At 72.8% G+C, this 17,474-nt stretch carries 12 protein-coding genes; 7 read left to right on the top strand and 5 right to left on the bottom strand.

Annotated elements, in window-relative coordinates; all coding sequences use genetic code 11:
* Positions 1 to 36: 36 nt before the first annotated feature.
* A complete protein-coding gene (locus tag F8568_RS28090; protein ID WP_151596707.1) occupies positions 37 to 1,068 on the top strand; it encodes a hypothetical protein in 1,032 nt (343 codons plus the stop codon).
* On the opposite strand, the gene F8568_RS28085 is transcribed toward F8568_RS28090, so the two are convergent.
* A complete protein-coding gene (locus tag F8568_RS28085) occupies positions 1,012 to 2,370 on the bottom strand; it encodes an O-antigen ligase family protein (protein ID WP_151596706.1) in 1,359 nt (452 codons plus the stop codon). The two genes, F8568_RS28090 and F8568_RS28085, sit on opposite strands and share 57 nt — an antisense overlap.
* 175 nt (positions 2,371 to 2,545) lie before the next feature.
* Between F8568_RS28085 and F8568_RS28080 the strand changes: the two genes are divergently transcribed.
* Positions 2,546 to 3,367: a sulfotransferase gene (locus F8568_RS28080; RefSeq protein ID WP_151596705.1), complete on the top strand. Its 822-nt coding sequence runs from the start codon at positions 2,546 to 2,548 to the stop codon at positions 3,365 to 3,367.
* Between the two features lies 1 nt (position 3,368).
* Here F8568_RS28080 and F8568_RS28075 read toward each other — a convergent pair whose 3' ends face one another.
* Entirely contained in the window at positions 3,369 to 5,147 is a 1,779-nt protein-coding gene (locus F8568_RS28075; protein WP_151596704.1) for a right-handed parallel beta-helix repeat-containing protein, read from the bottom strand.
* A 96-nt stretch (positions 5,148 to 5,243) separates the two neighbouring features.
* Entirely contained in the window at positions 5,244 to 5,825 is a 582-nt protein-coding gene (locus tag F8568_RS28070; RefSeq protein WP_151596703.1) for a hypothetical protein, read from the bottom strand.
* Between the two features lie 135 nt (positions 5,826 to 5,960).
* Here F8568_RS28070 and F8568_RS50635 point away from each other — a divergent pair, with 135 nt between their 5' ends.
* From F8568_RS50635 to F8568_RS28055, 3 genes are all read left to right on the top strand, one after another.
* Positions 5,961 to 9,221 carry a LamG-like jellyroll fold domain-containing protein gene (locus F8568_RS50635; RefSeq protein ID WP_151596702.1) on the top strand — a complete coding sequence of 1,087 codons (3,261 nt, stop codon included), beginning with the start codon at positions 5,961 to 5,963 and terminating at the stop codon, positions 9,219 to 9,221.
* 239 nt (positions 9,222 to 9,460) lie between these two features.
* Positions 9,461 to 11,107, top strand: a complete 1,647-nt coding sequence (locus F8568_RS28060) for a PQQ-binding-like beta-propeller repeat protein (protein ID WP_151596701.1) — start codon at positions 9,461 to 9,463, stop codon at positions 11,105 to 11,107.
* A 276-nt stretch (positions 11,108 to 11,383) separates the two neighbouring features.
* Entirely contained in the window at positions 11,384 to 13,012 is a 1,629-nt protein-coding gene (locus tag F8568_RS28055; RefSeq protein ID WP_151596700.1) for a PQQ-binding-like beta-propeller repeat protein, read from the top strand.
* Between the two features lie 85 nt (positions 13,013 to 13,097).
* Here F8568_RS28055 and F8568_RS28050 read toward each other — a convergent pair whose 3' ends face one another.
* Positions 13,098 to 14,015 carry a phosphotransferase gene (locus tag F8568_RS28050; RefSeq protein WP_151596699.1) on the bottom strand — a complete coding sequence of 306 codons (918 nt, stop codon included), beginning with the start codon at positions 14,013 to 14,015 and terminating at the stop codon, positions 13,098 to 13,100.
* 4 nt (positions 14,016 to 14,019) lie between these two features.
* Positions 14,020 to 15,150, bottom strand: coding sequence for a DUF1972 domain-containing protein (locus tag F8568_RS28045; protein ID WP_151596698.1), 1,131 nt, complete (start codon positions 15,148 to 15,150; stop codon positions 14,020 to 14,022).
* 161 nt (positions 15,151 to 15,311) lie between these two features.
* Between F8568_RS28045 and F8568_RS28040 the strand changes: the two genes are divergently transcribed.
* Complete coding sequence (locus tag F8568_RS28040; RefSeq protein ID WP_328601050.1) at positions 15,312 to 16,472, top strand: glycosyltransferase family 4 protein; 1,161 nt, start codon at positions 15,312 to 15,314, stop codon at positions 16,470 to 16,472.
* An 18-nt stretch (positions 16,473 to 16,490) separates the two neighbouring features.
* Positions 16,491 to 17,474 (top strand): GumC domain-containing protein (locus tag F8568_RS28035; RefSeq protein ID WP_202125433.1); only part of this gene is annotated, 984 nt, incomplete at its 3' end.

Genomic DNA, 17,474 nt, shown 5'->3' with positions numbered 1-17,474 from the left:
TGCCACACGATTCCCGGCAGAGATGGACGTCGAACTGTGAGAACGCATCCCCTCAAGCTCCGGTTCGCCGCGGGTGGCGCGGCGGCGGTGCTCGTGGTTCTGACAGGGCCGGCGGCGGTCGCGGCGCCGTCACCGAGCCCCGCCGTGACGACCACCGCGCCCGCCCGCGCCGCGTTCCGGCCCGCCGTGGCCGCACCGGCCGCGATGGTCGCGGGCGTGCTGCACCCCGACATCTGGTGGACGGTCGCGTCCGGCGTCGGCGGGGCCCGGCTGTACGCGCTCGACGGCAGGGGCCGCACCCGCGCGGCCTACACGCTGTCCGGCGCGGCGGCGGCGCGGTGGGACGCGATCACGATCGTGAAGAACGGGTCCGGGGAGTCGGGGCTGTTCGTCGGGGACCTGAGCGCCGGGCGGGCCGGGAGCCTGCTGCTGCACCGGGTCGCCGAGCCGAGGACGCTGACCGGCGGGACGCTGCCGGTCAAGACGTTCCGGCTGAAGTTCCCCGACGGGGGGCACCGGGGCGCCGCGCTGCTGGCCGACCCGGCGGAGAGCCGCGTCTACATCATCACCCGGGACGCCACGGCCGCGGCCGTGTTCGCGCTGCCCGGGGTGCTCGGCCCGGCGAACAACGCGCTGACCCGGCTGCGGACGCTGCCGTTCCCGGTGCGCGGCGGCGACTTCGCCCGGGACGGCCGGGTGATCCTGAAGACGACCACGGACGTGCGGATCCTCGGCGGGATCCGGGACGACGTGGGGCAGGTCGTGAAGACGGCGGCGTCGCTGGCCGGGCACGCGTTCGGGGTGTCGTCGGACGGCCGGAAGGTGCTGGTGGCGGGGGCGGGCAGCCGGCCGGTGTTCCGGACGGTGGCGCTGCCGGCGGCGAACGCGGCGACGGAGCCGGAGGCGTCGGCGTCGCCGGCGAGCGATGAGACCTCCCCGGTGACGATCCCGTCCAAGTCCGGCATGCCGGGCGGCCTGGTCGGGACCGGGGCGCTGGCCGGGCTGGTGCTGCTAGGGCTGCTCGGCGGGGTGTTCTACCTGCGCGGTCGCCGTCACGGTGGGGCCTGACCAGCCCGCCGCGTCCACCACGGTGTCCGCGGGGGACCGCTGGACGGCGGGCGGCGGGTCGCCGCCCTGCCGGCGCAGCGTCTCCGCCCACGCGACGAGGATGAACAGCCACACCGACGACACGTTCGCGGGCGCGGCGAGCCCTTCGGTGGTCATGCTGTCGGTGAGGAAGCAGCCGTAGATCCCGAGCAGCATGCCGGCGTCGGCGCGCAGCGTCTGGTGCCGGCAGATCGTCAGCAGCACGAAGCCGAGCGTCAGCAGCAGCGCGGCGAACGCGACCGTGCCGACCACGCCGTTGTCGACGAGTGCGTTGATGAACGCGTTGTGGCCGCCGCCGAGTCCGATGCTGTCCAGGAACAGGCCGCGGGACGCGCCGAGGCCGCGGCCGAAGATCGGCTCCTCCCGGAACGCGTCCATCGCCAGCGACCACAGCTCGGTGCGGGAGTTCAGGGTGGCGAGCTGCTCGGTGGTCTCGCCGCGCGACACGAACGCCAGGATCTTGTCGGAGAACGCCAGCACCGCCAGCACGGCGACGGCGGCGCCCATCACGATCACGTCGACCCGGCCCTTCGGGCCCCGCGCGGTGGCGAGCAGCACCAGCAGCCCGGCGGCGCAGCCGAGCGCCGCGCCGCGCGTCCCGGTGGCGACGAGCGCCCCCGTCAGGACCGCCAGCGCCACCGCGTAGACCACCGGGTGCCACAGCCGGTCCTGCGGCCGGTTCCACCGGATCAGGTACCCGACGACCAGCAGGATCGCGACCGCGAGGTACACGCCGGCGATGACGGGGTGGACGTACAGCCAGTTGAACCGGGTCTCGGTGTGCAGCGTCCGGGGGAACGGGTGCGCGACGCCGATCCCGACCGACACCAGCACGATCCCGACGAAGATGTGCGCGAGTTTACGCAGGTCGGCGGGGGTGGCGCGGGTCGCGACGGTGTGCGCCACCAGCATCGTGATCAGCAGCTGGACGCCGCGGACCAGGCCGAGCGACTTGAACGGCGACCACAGCGCGGAGAACGCCACGTACCCGCAGAACAGCCACGCCGCGAGCAGCAGCCCGGTGGTGCGGCGGCGCGGCGCCCGCAGCCCGAACTTCCACACCAGGTACAGGGCGGCGGCGCCGTAGATCGCGATCTCGACCAGGACGGTCAGGTCGGCGCTGCCGCCGACGGCGTTGTCGACGTCGCGGCTGCGCAGCTTGTAGTCGCTGGCGAGCATCAGGGCCAGCGGCAGAGTGAACGCCCACCAGCCGGCGCTCGGCGCGGGCGGCCGGCGGCGCGGGAAGACGCCCTTGACGGTCATGAAGCCCCTCCCTGGCCGAGCCGGTCCGCGTACGGCCGCCGCCGCGCCCTTCCGGGCCCGGTAAAGACGAGACCAAGAATACGGGCGCCGGGCCGGTAATCTGTCCCCTGTGAATCGAGGGACTCTTCCCGGCCCGGTCGTCGCCGCGGGCCGCAGCGTTATCCGTGGATACGGGATGAGCACGGCGGCCCTGCGCCCCGGCCCCGACTTCCTGCTGATCGGAGCTAAGCGCGGCGGCTCCACCTCGCTGTACTACACGCTGCTGGAGCATCCGCAGGTGATGCCGCTGTTCCCGAACGCGCGGCTGCTGCCCAAGGACAACCACACCAAGGGCGTCCACTACTTCGACTCCAACTACGACAAGGGCGCCGCCTGGTACCGGTCGCACTTCCCCGCGTCCGCGCGGCGCGCCGGGAAGGTCGTGGGCGAGGGGTCGCCGTACTACCTGTTCCATCCGCTGGCGGCGGAGCGGGCCGGGCGGGACGTCCCGGACGCGAAGATCCTGCTGGTGCTGCGCGACCCGATCGAGCGGGCGTTCTCGCACTACCGGGAGCGGCGCCGGCAGAACGCCGAGGAGCTGGCGTCGTTCGAGGAGGCGCTGGCCGCCGAGGCGGACCGGCTCGCCGGCGAGGAGGAGCGGATCATCGCCGGGCAGCCCGGCTACACCAGCTACGCGCACGAGCAGCAGTCGTACCGGGCGCAGGGCGAGTACGCCCCGCACCTGCGGCGTTGGATGAAGCACTTCCCGGCGGACCGGTTCTGCGTGCTGGCGGCCGAGGAGTTCTACGCCGACCCGCAGACGGCGTGCGACACGGTGGCGCGGTTCCTCGGGCTGGAGCCCGCGCCGCTGCCGCCGTCGGCGGTCAAGGTGTGGAACGCGGCGCCGAGCCAGGACCTCGCCGCCCCGACCCGCCAGGCCCTCGCCGAGCACTACGCCCCCTACAACGCCGACCTCGAAGCGCTCCTCGGCCGCCAGTTCCCTTGGACGCGCCCCTAGGTCAGGGCGTCCAGGCGCCTACGTGGCGGGTTCCGGTGGGCTTGTCGAGGAGGGTGGCGATCGGGGCGGGGAGGGGGAGCGCGTTGCCGGCGTCCGCCTGGGCGGCGACGGTGCGCTCCAGTTCACCGTCCGGTCCGGCGGCGGTGGCGGCGGTCTTCAGCGCGCCGCGCTTTTCCTGCCCGGTCTGCGACCGGAACCGGCCGAGGTCGCCGAAGTCGGTCGTGCCGCCGGAGCCGCGCGCCCACCGCACGAGCGTGCGCGGGTTCCCGTCCGGGCGGACGTAGACGTTGCCGTCGGCGGCGACGCCCATCTGCCCGCCGCCGCGCTGGTGCGTGCCGTCCTCGACGCACAGCAGGCACGGGGTGCCCGGGCGGGCGTCGGCGAGGGTGTTGTTGCTGATGACGACCTTGGACACGCGCCAGGTCATCGCCGGGTCCGCGGTCTTCTGCCGGGGGTCGCGGCCCGCCGCGTGCGGGTCGGACGGGCTGCGCGGGTCCTGCGCGAGGTGGATGGTGCGGCCGTTTCCGGCCAGCGAGTTGTTCCAGATCTGGACGTCGGAGGTGTTGTTCACCTTCAGCCCGTCGCCGGCGTTGCCGGCGATCACGTTGCCGGCGACGACCGCCTTCGCGCTCAGCTCCAGCGAGACGCCGTGGTCGGCGTTGCGCAGGATCCGGTCGCCGGTGAGCGTGATGTCGTAGACGGACTCGTCCATCCACACGCCCTTGCCGAGGTTGTCGGCGAACACGCCGCCGGTGACCGCGACCTTCCGCGACCGGGTCACCTTCACCCCGCCCGACACCGGCGAGTACTTGAAGTGCTCGACGTTGTTGCCGGTGCTGCGGACCGCGTCGAGCCGCAGGTCGTCGGCGTAGTTGGCGTGGACGCCGAGCATCCCGTTGCCGGTCGTGGTGACGTGCCGGACGCGGGCGTGCGCGGCGAGCACGCTGAGGCCGGTGGTGGCCGACTCGTTCACCGCGACGTTCTCAACGGTGACGTCCGGCGCGGTGACCTTCACGCTGCCGAGCTGGGGGAGCGAGGTGGCGTAGCGGCGCACCCCGATGCCGCGCAGCCGGGACCCGGCGCCGCCGACGGTGATCGCCTCGGACAGGGTGCTGGCGCGCACGTCGTGGCCGCGCGGGTCCGAGCCGAGGTAGAGCCGGCGGGACGCCTCGTCGACGTAGAAGGTGCCGTCCTTGACGTCGCCGCGCGCGCGGACCTGCTTCTGCGGGACGCCGTCCAGCCACACCTGGTCGGGGTGCGCGGCCATCGGGTGGTCGGGCGAGACGAACCGGAAGTCGGAGTCGCCGCTGGCCCGGGCGCCCGGGGTGTAGGTCGGGCTGGCGTCGAAGCGGGCCGTCCAGCCCTCGTGGACCCAGGCGCGGTTCCCCTGCCGCCAGCCGGTGACCTGCGAGCTGCCGTCGAGCCAGACGGCCTCGTGCGGCGCGGACTGGACGGTCAGCCTCTTGCCGCCGGGAACGGTGACGGACTCGTGGTAGACGCCGCCGCGCAGCACGACGGTGCCGCCGTTGCGCGCCTTCGTGACGGCCTTGGCGAGCGTGCGCAGGGGGTGCTTCCTGGTGCCGTCGGCGCCGTCGCTCCCGGACGGCGACACGAACAGCGCGCCGTCCGGGATCTTGTACGCGGTGGTGCCGACGGGCGCGGCGCCGGGGGCGCCCGGCACGGGCACGGTCTGCGGGGCCGGGTCGTGGCTCAGCGGCAGCTGCCAGCCGAGGAAGCCCACCACCCCGACCACCGGCAGCGCGAGCACTTTGACGATCATCGACCGGCTCGATCCGCGAGACCGGTTAGCGCTGGACATGACACGACCCTCAACCCCCGGGGGAACGCTGGAACCACGAACGTACCTCGCGGAACGTCAGTTGTGGAGGGCGCCCGTGAACAGCGCGGTCTTGTGCTGGGCGTCGAACTTGACACCGACCATGACCGACTTGTAGCCCGACGACGGCAGGTCGAAGGCGTAGGACGCCGACTTGGCGCCGCCGGCGGGGACGGTGCCGTAGAAGTCGTTCAGATTGGCGTAGGAGGTGTGCTGGGCGCGGGTCTTCTTGCTCCCGTAAACGGCCGTGACCTGCACCTTGTTGAGGTCGAGGGGCTTGCCGGAGCCGTTGGTGAACTTCAGCGTGAAGATGGTGAGCACCTTGCCGGTGAGCTCGCCGGGGCCGAGGTCCTTGTTCTTGACGTACCGGATGTTGCTGATCGCCACGGTGACCTTGTCGTCGTAGGTGACGGGCTTGCGCAGCCCGCCGGACGACTTGAGTGCGGTGGAGCCCGGCGCGGCGTTCGCCTGCTCGGTCGGCTGCGGGCTCGGCGGCGGGGGCGGCGTCGGGTCGGCCGACTTCTTCTTCCCGCCGCCGCATCCGGTCAGCGCCAGCGCGAGGGCGAGGACGGCGCCCGTCGCGGCGAGATGCCTGTGCGGACGCGCTCCCCGATCGGACATCCGGCTCTCTCCTCATCAGTGGCAACGAAGTGAAACTTCCAGGGCAGAACAGTTTAAACAGGAATCGCGGATTACCCTGCTCTCACTTCCGTGACCGAGGGGGCCACCGGAGACGATCGGCAGGGGACCGGCCCAGTGAGATCTGTACCTTCGCACCGGCGCGCGGCGCGCGTCCGTAAAACGGCGATAGCCGTCTTCACCGCATTCTCGACGGCGCTCGCGGGCGCCGCCGCCGTTCCGGCCGCACCCGCCTCGGCCGACATCGACCCGCCGGCGGGCACGCCGGCCACCGTCAGCGCGGACCCGCTCCCGACCGCGCAGGTCAACGGGGTCGTGTGGAGCATGACCACCGTCGGCGGCACCGTCTACGCGACGGGGAACTTCAGCAAGGCGCGCCCGCCGGGCGTCGCGGAGGGCGGGGCGGGGGAGGTGACCCGGCAGAACATCCTCGCCTTCGACCTCGCCACCGGGAACCTCGTCTCGTCCTTCGACCACGCGCTGAACGGGCAGGGCCTGAGGATCGCGGCCTCGCCGGACGGCAAGCGCGTCTACGTCGGCGGCGACTTCACCGCCGTGGACGGGCAGACACGCAACCACGTCGCCGCGTTCGACACCGCGACCGGCGCCCTCGACACGTCGTTCGCTCCGTCCGTGTCGGCCAAGGTCCGCGCGATCGCCGCGACGAACTCGACCGTCTACCTGGGCGGCAACTTCTTCAACGTGAACGGCGGGTCGCGGACGCGGCTCGCGGCGGTGCAGGCGTCCAACGGCGCGAACATCGACGCGTGGCGGCCGACCGCCGACGACGACGAGGTGTTCGCGCTCGCGCTGTACGGCGACCGCGTGATCGTCGGCGGCCGGTTCCAGCAGCTGAACGGCGAGAAGCACGTCGGCATCGGCGCGGTGGACGCGGCCAACGGCGGGACGGTGCCGTGGAGCAGCACGCCGATCCCGGCCAAGCAGGGCAGCAGCCTGTTCTCCTACGTGACGGACCTGTACGTGTCCGGCGACACCGTGTACGCAGGGGCGGACGGCGAGGGCTGGCACTGGTTCGACGGCCGGTTCGCGGCCAAGGCCGCAACGGGCGACCTGGTGTGGCTGGACAACTGCTACGGCGCCACCTACGGCATGTTCGTGCAGGACCAGTCGGTGTACAGCGTCTCGCACGCGCACGACTGCACCTCGCTCGGCGCGTGGCCCGACACCAGCCCGCAGACGTTCCAGCGGGCGCTGGCCGAGACGACGGCGGCGACCGGCACCGACCACGGCAACCCGAGCGCCGGCAGCAGCTACAGCAAGCAGCCGATCCCGAGCCTGCTGCACTGGTTCCCGCGGCTGGCGATCGGGTCGTTCACCAAGCAGTACCAGGCGGCCTGGGCGGTCACGGGCGACGCCGACTACGTCGCGATGGGCGGCGAGTTCCCGAGCGTGAACGGGAAGGCGCAGGCCGGCCTCGTCCGGTTCGCGGTGAAGGCGAAGGCGCCGAACAAGGCCGGCCCGCAGGCCGGCGACCTCGGCACCCCGACCGCGACCGCGATGGCGGACGGCGGCGTCCGCGTCGGCTGGAAGACCACCTGGGACATGGACAACGCCTCGCTGAGGTACGAGGTGCTCCGCGACGGCGGCACCACGCCCATCGGGACGGTCGACCGGACGTCGACGTTCTGGGACGAGCCGAACACCGCCTACCTCGACACGACCGCCGCGCCCGGCACCGCGCACACCTACAAGGTGCGGGCGGTGGATGCGGCGGGCAACGCGGTGACCAGCGCCGCGTCGAACGCGGTGACGGCCCCGGACGGCACGCCCGGCCCGTACTCCGACCAGATCCGGTCGGACGGGGCGCAGGCGTACTGGCGGCTCGGCGAGACCAGCGGCCCCGCCTACGACCACGCCGGCTCCAACGACCTGACGCTCGGCGCCGGCACGGCCCGGGGCCAGGCCGGCGCGATCTCCGGCGACGCCGACAAGGCGGTGGGCTTCGGTGGGGTCCCCGGCTCGTCGGCCGGCAGCGGCGCCGCGTCCACGCCGGGCGACTTCAGCGTCGAGGCGTGGGTGAAGACCACGTCCGGCAGCGGCGGGAAGATCATCGGGTACGGGGGCAGCGCGTCCGGCGACAGTTCGTCCTACGACCGGCACCTGTACATGACCAACGACGGACGGGTCGTGTTCGGCGTCTACCCGGGCGCCGCGAAGACGGTGCGGAGCGGCGCCGGGCTGAACGACGGCGAATGGCACCACGTCGTCGGCACCCTCGACGGCGGCGCGGGGATGAAGCTGTACGTCGACGGCGCGCAGGTCGCGGCCGACGGCGGCGTCACGTCGGCGCAGAGCTACGCGGGCTACTGGCGGATCGGCGGCGACAACCTGTCCGGCTGGCCGGACCGGCCGTCCAGCGACTACCTGAACGGGACGATCGACGAGGCCGCGGTGTACCCGCGGGCGCTGACCGCCGGCCAGGTCGCCCTGCACCACGGCCTCGGCACCGGCGCGGTGCAGCCGAACCGGCCGCCGTCGGCGGCGTTCACCGCGTCGTGCGACTCGCTGGCGTGCTCGTTCGACGGGTCCGCGTCGTCCGACCCCGACGGGACGGTCGCGGGCTACGCGTGGGACTTCGGCGACGGGACGACCGGCACCGGCGCCAAGCCGTCGCACACCTACACGTCGGCCGGCGAGCACACCGTCACGCTCACCGTCACCGACGACAAGGGCGCGACCGGCGAGGTCGCCCACGCGGTCACGGCCACCTCGGCGGTGCTGGCGTCGGACGCGTTCGGGCGGACGGTCACCGGCGGCTGGGGCGGTGCCGACACCGGCGGCGCCTGGAGCAGGGTCGGGTCGGGCGGCGTGCTGTCGGCGGACGGCACCGGGCGGATCGAACTGCCGGCCGCGAGGAACGACGGCGGCGCGAACCTGAACGCGGTGTCGTCGCGGGACACCGACCTGACCTTCACCGTCGCGACCGACAAGGAGGGCACCGGCAACGGCGTGTACGTGTGGGCGCTCGGGCGGCGGATCGCCGGCCAGGGCGACTACCGGGCGCGGATCCGGCTGCGCCCGTCCGGTGTGGTGTCGTTGCAGCTCAGCCGCGCCGACGCGAGCAACACCGAGACGGCCATCGGCACCGAGCAGGCGGTGCCGGGGCTGACCTACCGGCCGGGCGTGCCGCTGCGCCTGCGCGTGCAGGTGACCGGCGGGTCGCCGACCACGCTGAAGGCGAAGGTGTGGACGGACGGCGCCGCCGAGCCGGACTGGCAGGCGACCGGCACCGACGCGACGGCCGGGCTGCAGGCCGCGGGCGCGGTCGGGATCCGCGCCTACCTGGCGGGCAACTCCACGAGCGCGCCCACGGTCGTGTCCGTCGACGACCTGACCGCGACCCGTCCCGCCGGCTGACCCGCGGCCGGCCCGGACCCCGGACCGGCGGACGGCACGGGAAGGCCTCCAGGGAGGCTTTCCCGTGCCGCCGCCGAAGATCGAATTCGCGCCGGTCAGCCGAGCGAAGGCGACTTCGGTCACGATTTCATAAGGGGCCGGGAGTATCGGACTGACTACACAATAAGATCCCCGAACCGGAGTGGCCGGGGTGGCCACCGGGCCAAGGCTGCGTCGTTCTCGGTTAGGGGATCGGACTCGTGAGAGCTTCTTTGCGACAGCGCCGGACGGGCGTCCGCGCGGGCCTGGCGGCCGCCGCCGCCCTCTCGCTGGCGGGCGCGGCGCTGCTGCCGGCCGGCACGGCCGCCGCCGACACCGACCCGCCGTCCGGGACGCCGGCCACCGTCAGCGCCGACCCGCTCCCGACCGCGCAGGTCGACGGGGTCGTGTGGAGCATGGCGACGGTCGGGAGCACCGTCTACGCGACCGGGAACTTCACCAAGGCGCGCCCGGCGGGCGTCGCCGCCGGCGGGTCCGGCGAGGTCGCGCGCGGCAACATCATGGCGTTCGACCTCAAGACCGGGAAGCTCAGCACCACGTTCGTGCACACGCTCGACGGGCAGGGCCTGCGGATCATCGCGTCCCCCGACGGCAGCCGGGTGTACGTCGGCGGCGACTTCACGACGGTCGACGGCAAGGCGCACCCCCACCTCGCGGCGTTCGACACCTCGACCGGCGCGCTGATCGACTCGTTCGCGCCGAACGTGCACAACCGCGTCCGCGCGATCGCCGCGACGGACTCGACCGTGTACGTGGGCGGCAACTTCTTCAACGTCAACGGCAGCGGCCGGACGCGGCTCGCCGCGGTGAAGGCCTCCGACGGGTCCAACATCGGCACCTGGCGGCCGACCGCCGACGACGACGAGGTGTACGCGCTCGCGCTGTACGGCGACCGCGTGCTCGTCGGCGGGAAGTTCCAGAAGCTGAACGGCGAGACGCACGTCGGGATCGCCGCGGTCAGCACGGCGAACGGCGGGACGCTGCCGTGGAGCAGCCGGCCCATCCCCGCCAAGCAGGACAGCTCGCACTTCTCCTACGTGACGGACCTGCGCGTCGACGACGGCGTCGTCTACGGCGGCGCCGACGGCGAGGGCACGCACTGGTTCGACGGCCGGTTCGCCGCCAAGGCCGACACCGGCGACCTGGTGTGGCTGGACAACTGCTACGGCGCCACCTACGGCATGTACCCCATCAACAACGAGGTCTACAGCGTCTCGCACGCGCACGACTGCACCTCGCTCGGCGCGTTCCCCGACACCAGCCCGCAGACCAACCACCGGGCGCTGTCGGAGACCAAGGCCGCGACGGGCACCGACCACGGTTCGCCGGGCACCAACAGCAACTACCGCAACCAGCCGGTCCCGAGCCTGCTGCACTGGTTCCCGAAGCTGGCGATCGGCTCGTTCACCAAGCAGTACCAGGCGGCGTGGGCCGTCACGGGCAACGGTGGCTACGTCGCGATGGGCGGCGAGTTCCCGAAGGTGAACGGCAAGGCGCAGGCCGGGCTCGTCCGGTTCGCGATCAAGGCGGACGCGCCGAACAAGGTCGGCCCGGAGTCCGCCGACCTCAAGGCCCCGTCCGCGAGCGCCCGGTTCGGCAGCGGCATCCGGGTGACCTGGAAGACGACCTGGGACATGGACAACGCGGCGCTGAAGTACCAGGTGCTCCGGGACGGCGGCACGACCCCGATCGCGACCCTCGACAAGTCGGCCGCGTTCTGGAACCCGGCGACCCTCACCTACACCGACACCAGCGCCCCGAAGGGCACCCACACCTACAAGATCCGGGCCGTCGACCCGAACGGGAACGCCGTGACGAGCGGGGCGTCCAACTCCGTCCGGCGGTGACGCCGTTCCGGTAGGCGCCGCCCCCGACGCGCGAAAGTGCCCCGAGGTTCACCCCTCGGGGCACTTTCTATTTCCGGAATTGGCCATACTGCGCTGAGCTATCAACATCAAGCGCTGTGTGAGCGATTTCCATCACGATTTCATAAGACCGCGGATGAGCGGTCCCTTCGACGCACTAAGATCACCAGACCGGAGTGGCCGTTGGGGCCACCGGGGGTTGAAGTGCTTTAGGGGATCCGACTCGTGAGAGCTCTTTTGCGACAGCGCCGTGCCGGCATGTGCGCGGGCGTTGCGTCCGCCGCCGCCCTCTCGCTCGTGGGCGCCGCCGTCGTCCCGGCCGGGCCGGTCGCGGCCGACACCATGCCGGCCTCGGGCGTGCCCGCGACCGTGAGCGCCGACCCGCTGCCGACCGCGCAGGTGAACGGCGTCGTCTGGAGCATGGCGACCGTGGGGAACACCGTCTACGCGACCGGGAACTTCACCAAGGCGCGCCCGGCGGGCGTCGCCGCCGGCGGGTCCGGCGAGGTCGCGCGCGGCAACATCATGGCGTTCGACCTGACGACCGGGAAGCTCAGCACCTCGTTCGTGCACACCCTCGACGGGCAGGGCCTGCGGCTCATGGCCTCCCCGGACGGCAAGCGCGTCTACGTCGGCGGCGACTTCACCAAGGTCGACGGCAAGGCCCACAACCACCTCGCCGCGTTCGACACCGCCACCGGCAAGCTGATCGACTCCTTCGCGCCGAACGTGCACAACCGCGTCCGCGCGATCGCCGCGACGAACTCGACCGTGTACGTCGGCGGCAACTTCTTCAACGTCAACGGCAAGTCGCGGACGCGGCTCGCGGCGGTGAAGGCCTCCGACGGGTCCAACATCGACACCTGGAAGCCCGCCGCCAACGACGACGAGGTGTACGCCCTCGCCGTGTACGGCGACCGCGTCATCGTCGGCGGCCGGTTCCAGCAGCTGAACGGGGCGCAGCACGTCGGCATCGGCGCGGTCAGCGCCACCAACGGCGGCACGCTGCCGTGGAGCAGCAAGCCGATCCCGACCAAGGCCACCAAGCCCGACAGCGCGGGCAAGTACGGCTACTCCTACGTCACGGACCTGCGGATCCAGAACGGCATCGTCTACGGTGCGGCCGACGGCGAGCGCTACCACTGGTTCGACGGCCGGTTCGCCGCCAAGGCGAGCGACGGCGCCCTGGTGTGGCTCGACAACTGCTACGGCGCCACCTACGGGATCCTGCCGGTCGGGCAGACCGTCTACGCCGTCGGCCACCCGCACGACTGCTCCTCGCTCGGCGCCTTCCCGGAGACGACTCCGGAGACCTACCACCGCACGATCGCCGAGACCTTCGACGCGCGCGGCACGGACAAGGCCAAGCCGGGCACGAACAGCAACTACAGCGGGCAGCCGATCCCGCAGCTGCTGGACTGGTTCCCGAAGCTCGGCATGGGCACGTTCACCAAGCAGTACCAGGCGGCGTGGGCCGTCACGGGCAACAGCAGCTACGTCGCCATGGGCGGCGAGTTCCCGAACGTGAACGGCAAGTCGCAGGCCGGGCTCGTCCGGTTCACCATCAAGGCCAAGGCGGCCAACAAGGTCGGCCCGGAGGCCGCGAGCGTCAAGGCGCCGACCGTGACCAAGACGTCCACCGGCCTCAAGGTGGCCTGGAAGGGCACCTGGGACATGGACAACGGCTGGCTGCACTACGAGGTGCTGCGCGACAACTCCACCACCGCGCTGACCTCGGTGAAGCGGCTGTCGAAGTTCTGGGCCGAGCCGTCGATGACCTTCACCGACACCAAGGCGGCGAAGGGCAAGCACACCTATCGGATCCGCGTGAAGGACCCGCTGGGCAACACGGTCACCGGTCCGGCGTCCGCGGCCGTCACCTGGTGACCCGCGCGAGCTGAACGACCGACACGGGAACGCGCCCCGGCGGAGTCCGCCGGGGCGCGTCCTCGTGCGCGCGCAACCGCGGGGGTCAGGTCCGGCCGATGCCCCGCAGGATCTCGCTGAGGCGGGTGTTGAACGCGGCGTCGTGGTCGCCGGCGGAGCGCTGCGCGACCCGCTTCAGCCAGAACTCCGCCGCCTCCGCGCAGCCGCTCAGGTCGTCGCGGCCGGACGGCCTGCCGAACACGGTGGCGTGCGTCGCCTCGTAGTAGACGAGGTCGGCGCCCGGCGGCGCCCACGCCGCGTCCTCCCAGTCGATCAGCCAGGGCAGGCCCCGGCCGCAGTGCCGCAGGTTCCAGGCCGTCAGGTCGCCGTGCATCGGCGTCCAGTGGTCCGGGGTCCCGGACGGGCGGGGCAGCACCGCCGCGAGCCGCCGCTGCAGATCCGCCAGCAGCGGCGCCAGCGCGACGCCGCGCACCGGGCGGGCCGGGCGCGGCGGCATCGCCTCGATCACCATCCAGTGCCAGCCGGCGGTCGCGTCGCGGTCCAGGACGCGGGGGACGCGGAAGCCGTCCGCGCGGCCCTCCGGGAACGCCGACAGCGCGCGCTCTTCGCGGTCCAGCTCGCCGGGGTCGTCGCGGAGCTTGAGGAACCCGGTGGGGCGCCCGTCGCGCAGCAGCACCGCCGCCAGGCCCGTCCGGGACGCCTGCGGGCGCTCGTAGAGGGCGAGGCCGTCGAACGTGCCGATCCGGTCGGCCAGCGTCCGCCACCGCTCCGGCCCTCCCGGCGGCTCCCAGCGGAGGCGGGGGCCCGGCAGGACGCGGGGGCCGGCGACCGCCACCGCGCCGTACAGCGCCCACTGGGCGGCCAGCGCGGGCAGCTTCGACCGGGTGAACAGCGCGACCCCGGCGCGGGCCCCGCGCCGGGAATCCGCCGGGACCAGGACGTTTCCGGTTCCCATGCGCGGCCGGACGAATTCATGACCGGATGTGGTCACTTGCTCGTTCATGTCCTCACTTACCGCGAATGGTCTTGCGCGTACGGCGACCGGCCAGCAGGTCCTCGCACAGCCGCTCGTAGGCCGCCGCGACGTCGTCCCACACGTACCGCTCCGCCGCCCGCTTGCGCGCCGCGGCGCCCCGGTCGCCCGCCGCGCCCGGATCGGCCTCCGCCGCCTCCACCCGCGCCGCCAGCTCCGCCGCGTCGCCGAAGAACCGGCCCGCCTCCTCGCCCAGCACCTCGCGGTTGAAGTTCACGTCGTAGGCCAGCACCGACGCCCCCGCGCCCATCGCGCGCAGCAGCGACGGGTTCGTCCCGCCGACCGAGTGCCCGTGGATGTAGGTGAGCGCGCCCGCGTACAGGGCGTCCAGCAGGTCCTGGTCCCACACGCCGCCCATGAAGGTGATGCGCGGGTCGTCGCCCGCCAGCTCCTTCACCCGCGCGGTGTACTCGTCGGCGTACGGCGCCGAGCCGACGACCACGAGCGGCTTCTCCGCCCGGCTGCGCCGGTAGCCCTCCACCGCCAGGTGCACGTGGTTCTCCGGCTCGAACCGGGCCACGACCAGGTGGAACCCGCCCGGCTCGTACCCGGCCTCCGCCAGCTTCCCGGTGTCGGTCCCGGTCAGGATGGGCGCGCCGTAGGGGATGAACACCGTGTCGGCGTCGAACCGCTCGCGGTAGTAGTCCTGGATGCCGACCGCGTCCGCGATGAGCGCGTCCGACCAGCGCACCGCCATCGCCTCGGCCGCCCGGTAGTACTTCTGCCCGGTGCCGCTCCACTTGGTGCGCTTCCACTCCAGGCCGTCGACGTGCGTCGCGACCGGGATCCGCAGCGTCCGCAGGATCGGCAGCATCGGCGCGTTCGCCGCGTTGAACAGCAGCGCGACGTCCGCACCCTCCTTGCCGATCTTGCTGCGGAAGGCGTGCAGCACCGACAGACCGGTGTGGCTGAGGGTCTCGGCGACCTTCTTCTCGATCGCCGGCAGGTACACCAGCCGCATGCCCAGGTACTCCGGCTCCGGGTGGCGCTCGCCCCGGCAGTAGACGGTCACCTCGTGCCCGCCCGCCGCCAGCCGCTTGCCGATCTCCTCGACCGCCGTCTCGAAGCCGCCGTACCGCGCCGGCACCCCGCGCGTCCCTACCATGGCGATGCGCACCCTTACCCCCAGCCATTACCGTCGCTTGGTGATTGATCCGCACAGATTATGCGGAAGGGGGCTTGCGCGTCCCTGCGGTGAACGACAGTTAATCTGAAGGTTGCGGGAGACTGGTATCCAGGGGGCTGGATCACCAGAAGGAGGGGCAAGTGGCCGAACGGCACGCGAGGTCCGCGGTGGTGCTGGCGCACCCGTCGCCCGATCTCTACGGCTCCGACCGGATGCTCGTGGAATCGGTGCGCGCGCTGGTCCCCGGCCACCGCGTCATCGTGACGCTGCCGGCGGACGGGCCGCTCTCACCCGTGCTGCGGGACGCGGGCGCCGAAGTGGTGGTCCTGCCCGTCCCGGTCCTGCGCAAGTCGTACATGACGCCGCTCGGCCTCGTCCGGCTGGCGTTCGCCGCGGCCCGGGCGCTGCCGAAGGCGCGGCGGCTGCTGCGCCGCGAGCGCGCCGCCGCCCTGTACGTCAACACCGTCACGATCCCGCTGTGGCTGCTCGCCGGGCGGCTCGCCCGCGTGCCCTCCCTCTGCCACGTGCACGAGGCCGAGGACGACGTGCCCGGCCCGGTGCGCGCCGCCCTGTCGATGCCGCTGCGGCTCGCCCGCTCCGTCGTCGTCAACAGCCGCGCCAGCGCCGCCGCGCTCGGCTCCGCCGGCCGCGGCGCCCAGATCATCTACAACGGGGTGGAGGAGCCGCCCGAGCCGGTCGCGCCGCCGCGCGCGGTGCTCACCGGGCCCGCCCGGATCGTCCTCGTCGGGCGGCTGTCGCCGCGCAAGGGCTCCGACGTCGCGGTCCGCGCCGTCCGGTCACTGCGCGACCGCGGCTACGATGCGAACCTGACCCTGGTCGGAAGCGTCTTCCCTGGATATGAGTGGTTCGAGGAGGAGCTGCGCGGCCTCGCCGGCGACGACGGCGCGGTGGCGTTCGCGGGATTTCGCGCCTCGGTGTGGAATTCGTTCGCCGAGGCGGACATCGCGATCGTCCCCTCGCGCGTCGAACCCTTCGGTAACGTCGCCGTCGAGGCGATGCTCGCCGGCCGGCCGGTCGTCGCCAGCGCCACCCAGGGGCTGGTCGAGATCGTCGCCGACGGCGACAACGGCGTGCTGGTCGCCCCGGACGACCCGGACGCCCTGGCGGCCGGGATCGCCCGGCTGCTGGACGACTGGGACGGCGCCCAGGCGATGGCCAAGCGGGCCGGCGCCGACGCCGCCCGGCGGTTCGGCAAGGACCGTTACCACCACGAGCTGCGGGACGCCGTCGCCCGTCTCGCCGGACCCGCCGCCGACCCCATCCCGCCCACGGCCTCCTGAGGACTCCAAGAGCATCCGATGACAGCACAGACCCCCGTCACACCGGAGATCAGCCTCGTCGAGGCGGTCTGGCGCTACCGGCTGATGTCTCTCATCATCGTGCTGGCCAGCGTCCTCGCCTCGGTCGCCGCCACCGAGATCCTGTTCGGCGGCGCGACCGCCACCGCGAGGTTCGCCGTCACCGACCCGACGAACAACAACAACGCGCTGCGCATGGGCGTCGTGTCCGGGCAGGGGTACGCCGCCTACACCGCGCAGCGCGCGGCGTTCGCCGGCTCCACGCCGGTGATGGCCCGCGCCGCCGAGATCGTCAAGAGCAAGCACGGCCCGAACCTCACCGGCGAGCAGCTGCGCGGCCGGGTGAAGACCTCGAGCAAGCCGGACGGCGGCGTCGTGGTCGTCACCGCCACCGGCTCCAACATGCCCGAGGCCGCCGTCATCGCCAACGCGGTGCTGCAGGCCTACCAGGACGTCACCGTCTCCACGAACAACAGCAACCTCGACGATCAGATCAAGGGGCTGAAGGAGCAGGAGACGAAGATCACCGAGCAGATGCAATCCACCCAGGCGGGGACGCATCCGTACAAGGTGCTGCAGAGCCAGCTCGCCAAGCTGCAGTCGGACGAGAGCGGCCTGCTGTCGGCCCGGTCGAAGAACAACGACGGGGTCCAGTTCACCGACACCGCCGACCCGACCGCGCCGACGCCGAGCAAGCTGCCGCAGAACGGCGCGATCGGCTTCGCGATCGGCGCGATCCTGGCCTGCATCGTGTCGTTCCTGCGCGCCTCGTCCCGGCCCCGGGGCCAGGTGCGGGGCGCCCCGGCCGCCGCGATGGGCGGGGTGCCGGGCGGCGCCCCCGGCGGCGCGCTCGGCGGCCCCGGGACGCCGATGCCGGAGCTTCCGGCCGGCCGGTCCTACCAGGGCCGCCGGTCCCTCGGCGACGGACGCGACGACGGGTACCGGTCCGAGGCGTACCGGTCCGAGGCGTACGCGGAGGAGCCG

The sequence above is a fragment of the Actinomadura physcomitrii genome, from assembly GCF_008923205.2.
Taxonomy (GTDB): Bacteria; Actinomycetota; Actinomycetes; order Streptosporangiales; family Streptosporangiaceae; genus Spirillospora; species Spirillospora physcomitrii.
Note: the sequence above shows the minus strand (reverse complement) of the source record. Positions and strands in the feature narration are given on the sequence as shown.

Coding starts and splice junctions, on each gene's coding strand:
- F8568_RS28085 (WP_151596706.1), bottom strand. CDS start 2,370: ATGACCGTCAAGGGCGTCTTCCCGCGCCGCCGGCCGCCCGCGCCGAGC.
- F8568_RS28080 (WP_151596705.1), top strand. CDS start 2,546: ATGAGCACGGCGGCCCTGCGCCCCGGCCCCGACTTCCTGCTGATCGGA.
- F8568_RS28075 (WP_151596704.1), bottom strand. CDS start 5,147: ATGATCGTCAAAGTGCTCGCGCTGCCGGTGGTCGGGGTGGTGGGCTTC.
- F8568_RS28070 (WP_151596703.1), bottom strand. CDS start 5,825: ATGTCCGATCGGGGAGCGCGTCCGCACAGGCATCTCGCCGCGACGGGC.
- F8568_RS28055 (WP_151596700.1), top strand. CDS start 11,384: ATGTGCGCGGGCGTTGCGTCCGCCGCCGCCCTCTCGCTCGTGGGCGCC.
- F8568_RS28050 (WP_151596699.1), bottom strand. CDS start 14,015: ATGAACGAGCAAGTGACCACATCCGGTCATGAATTCGTCCGGCCGCGC.
- F8568_RS28045 (WP_151596698.1), bottom strand. CDS start 15,150: ATGGTAGGGACGCGCGGGGTGCCGGCGCGGTACGGCGGCTTCGAGACG.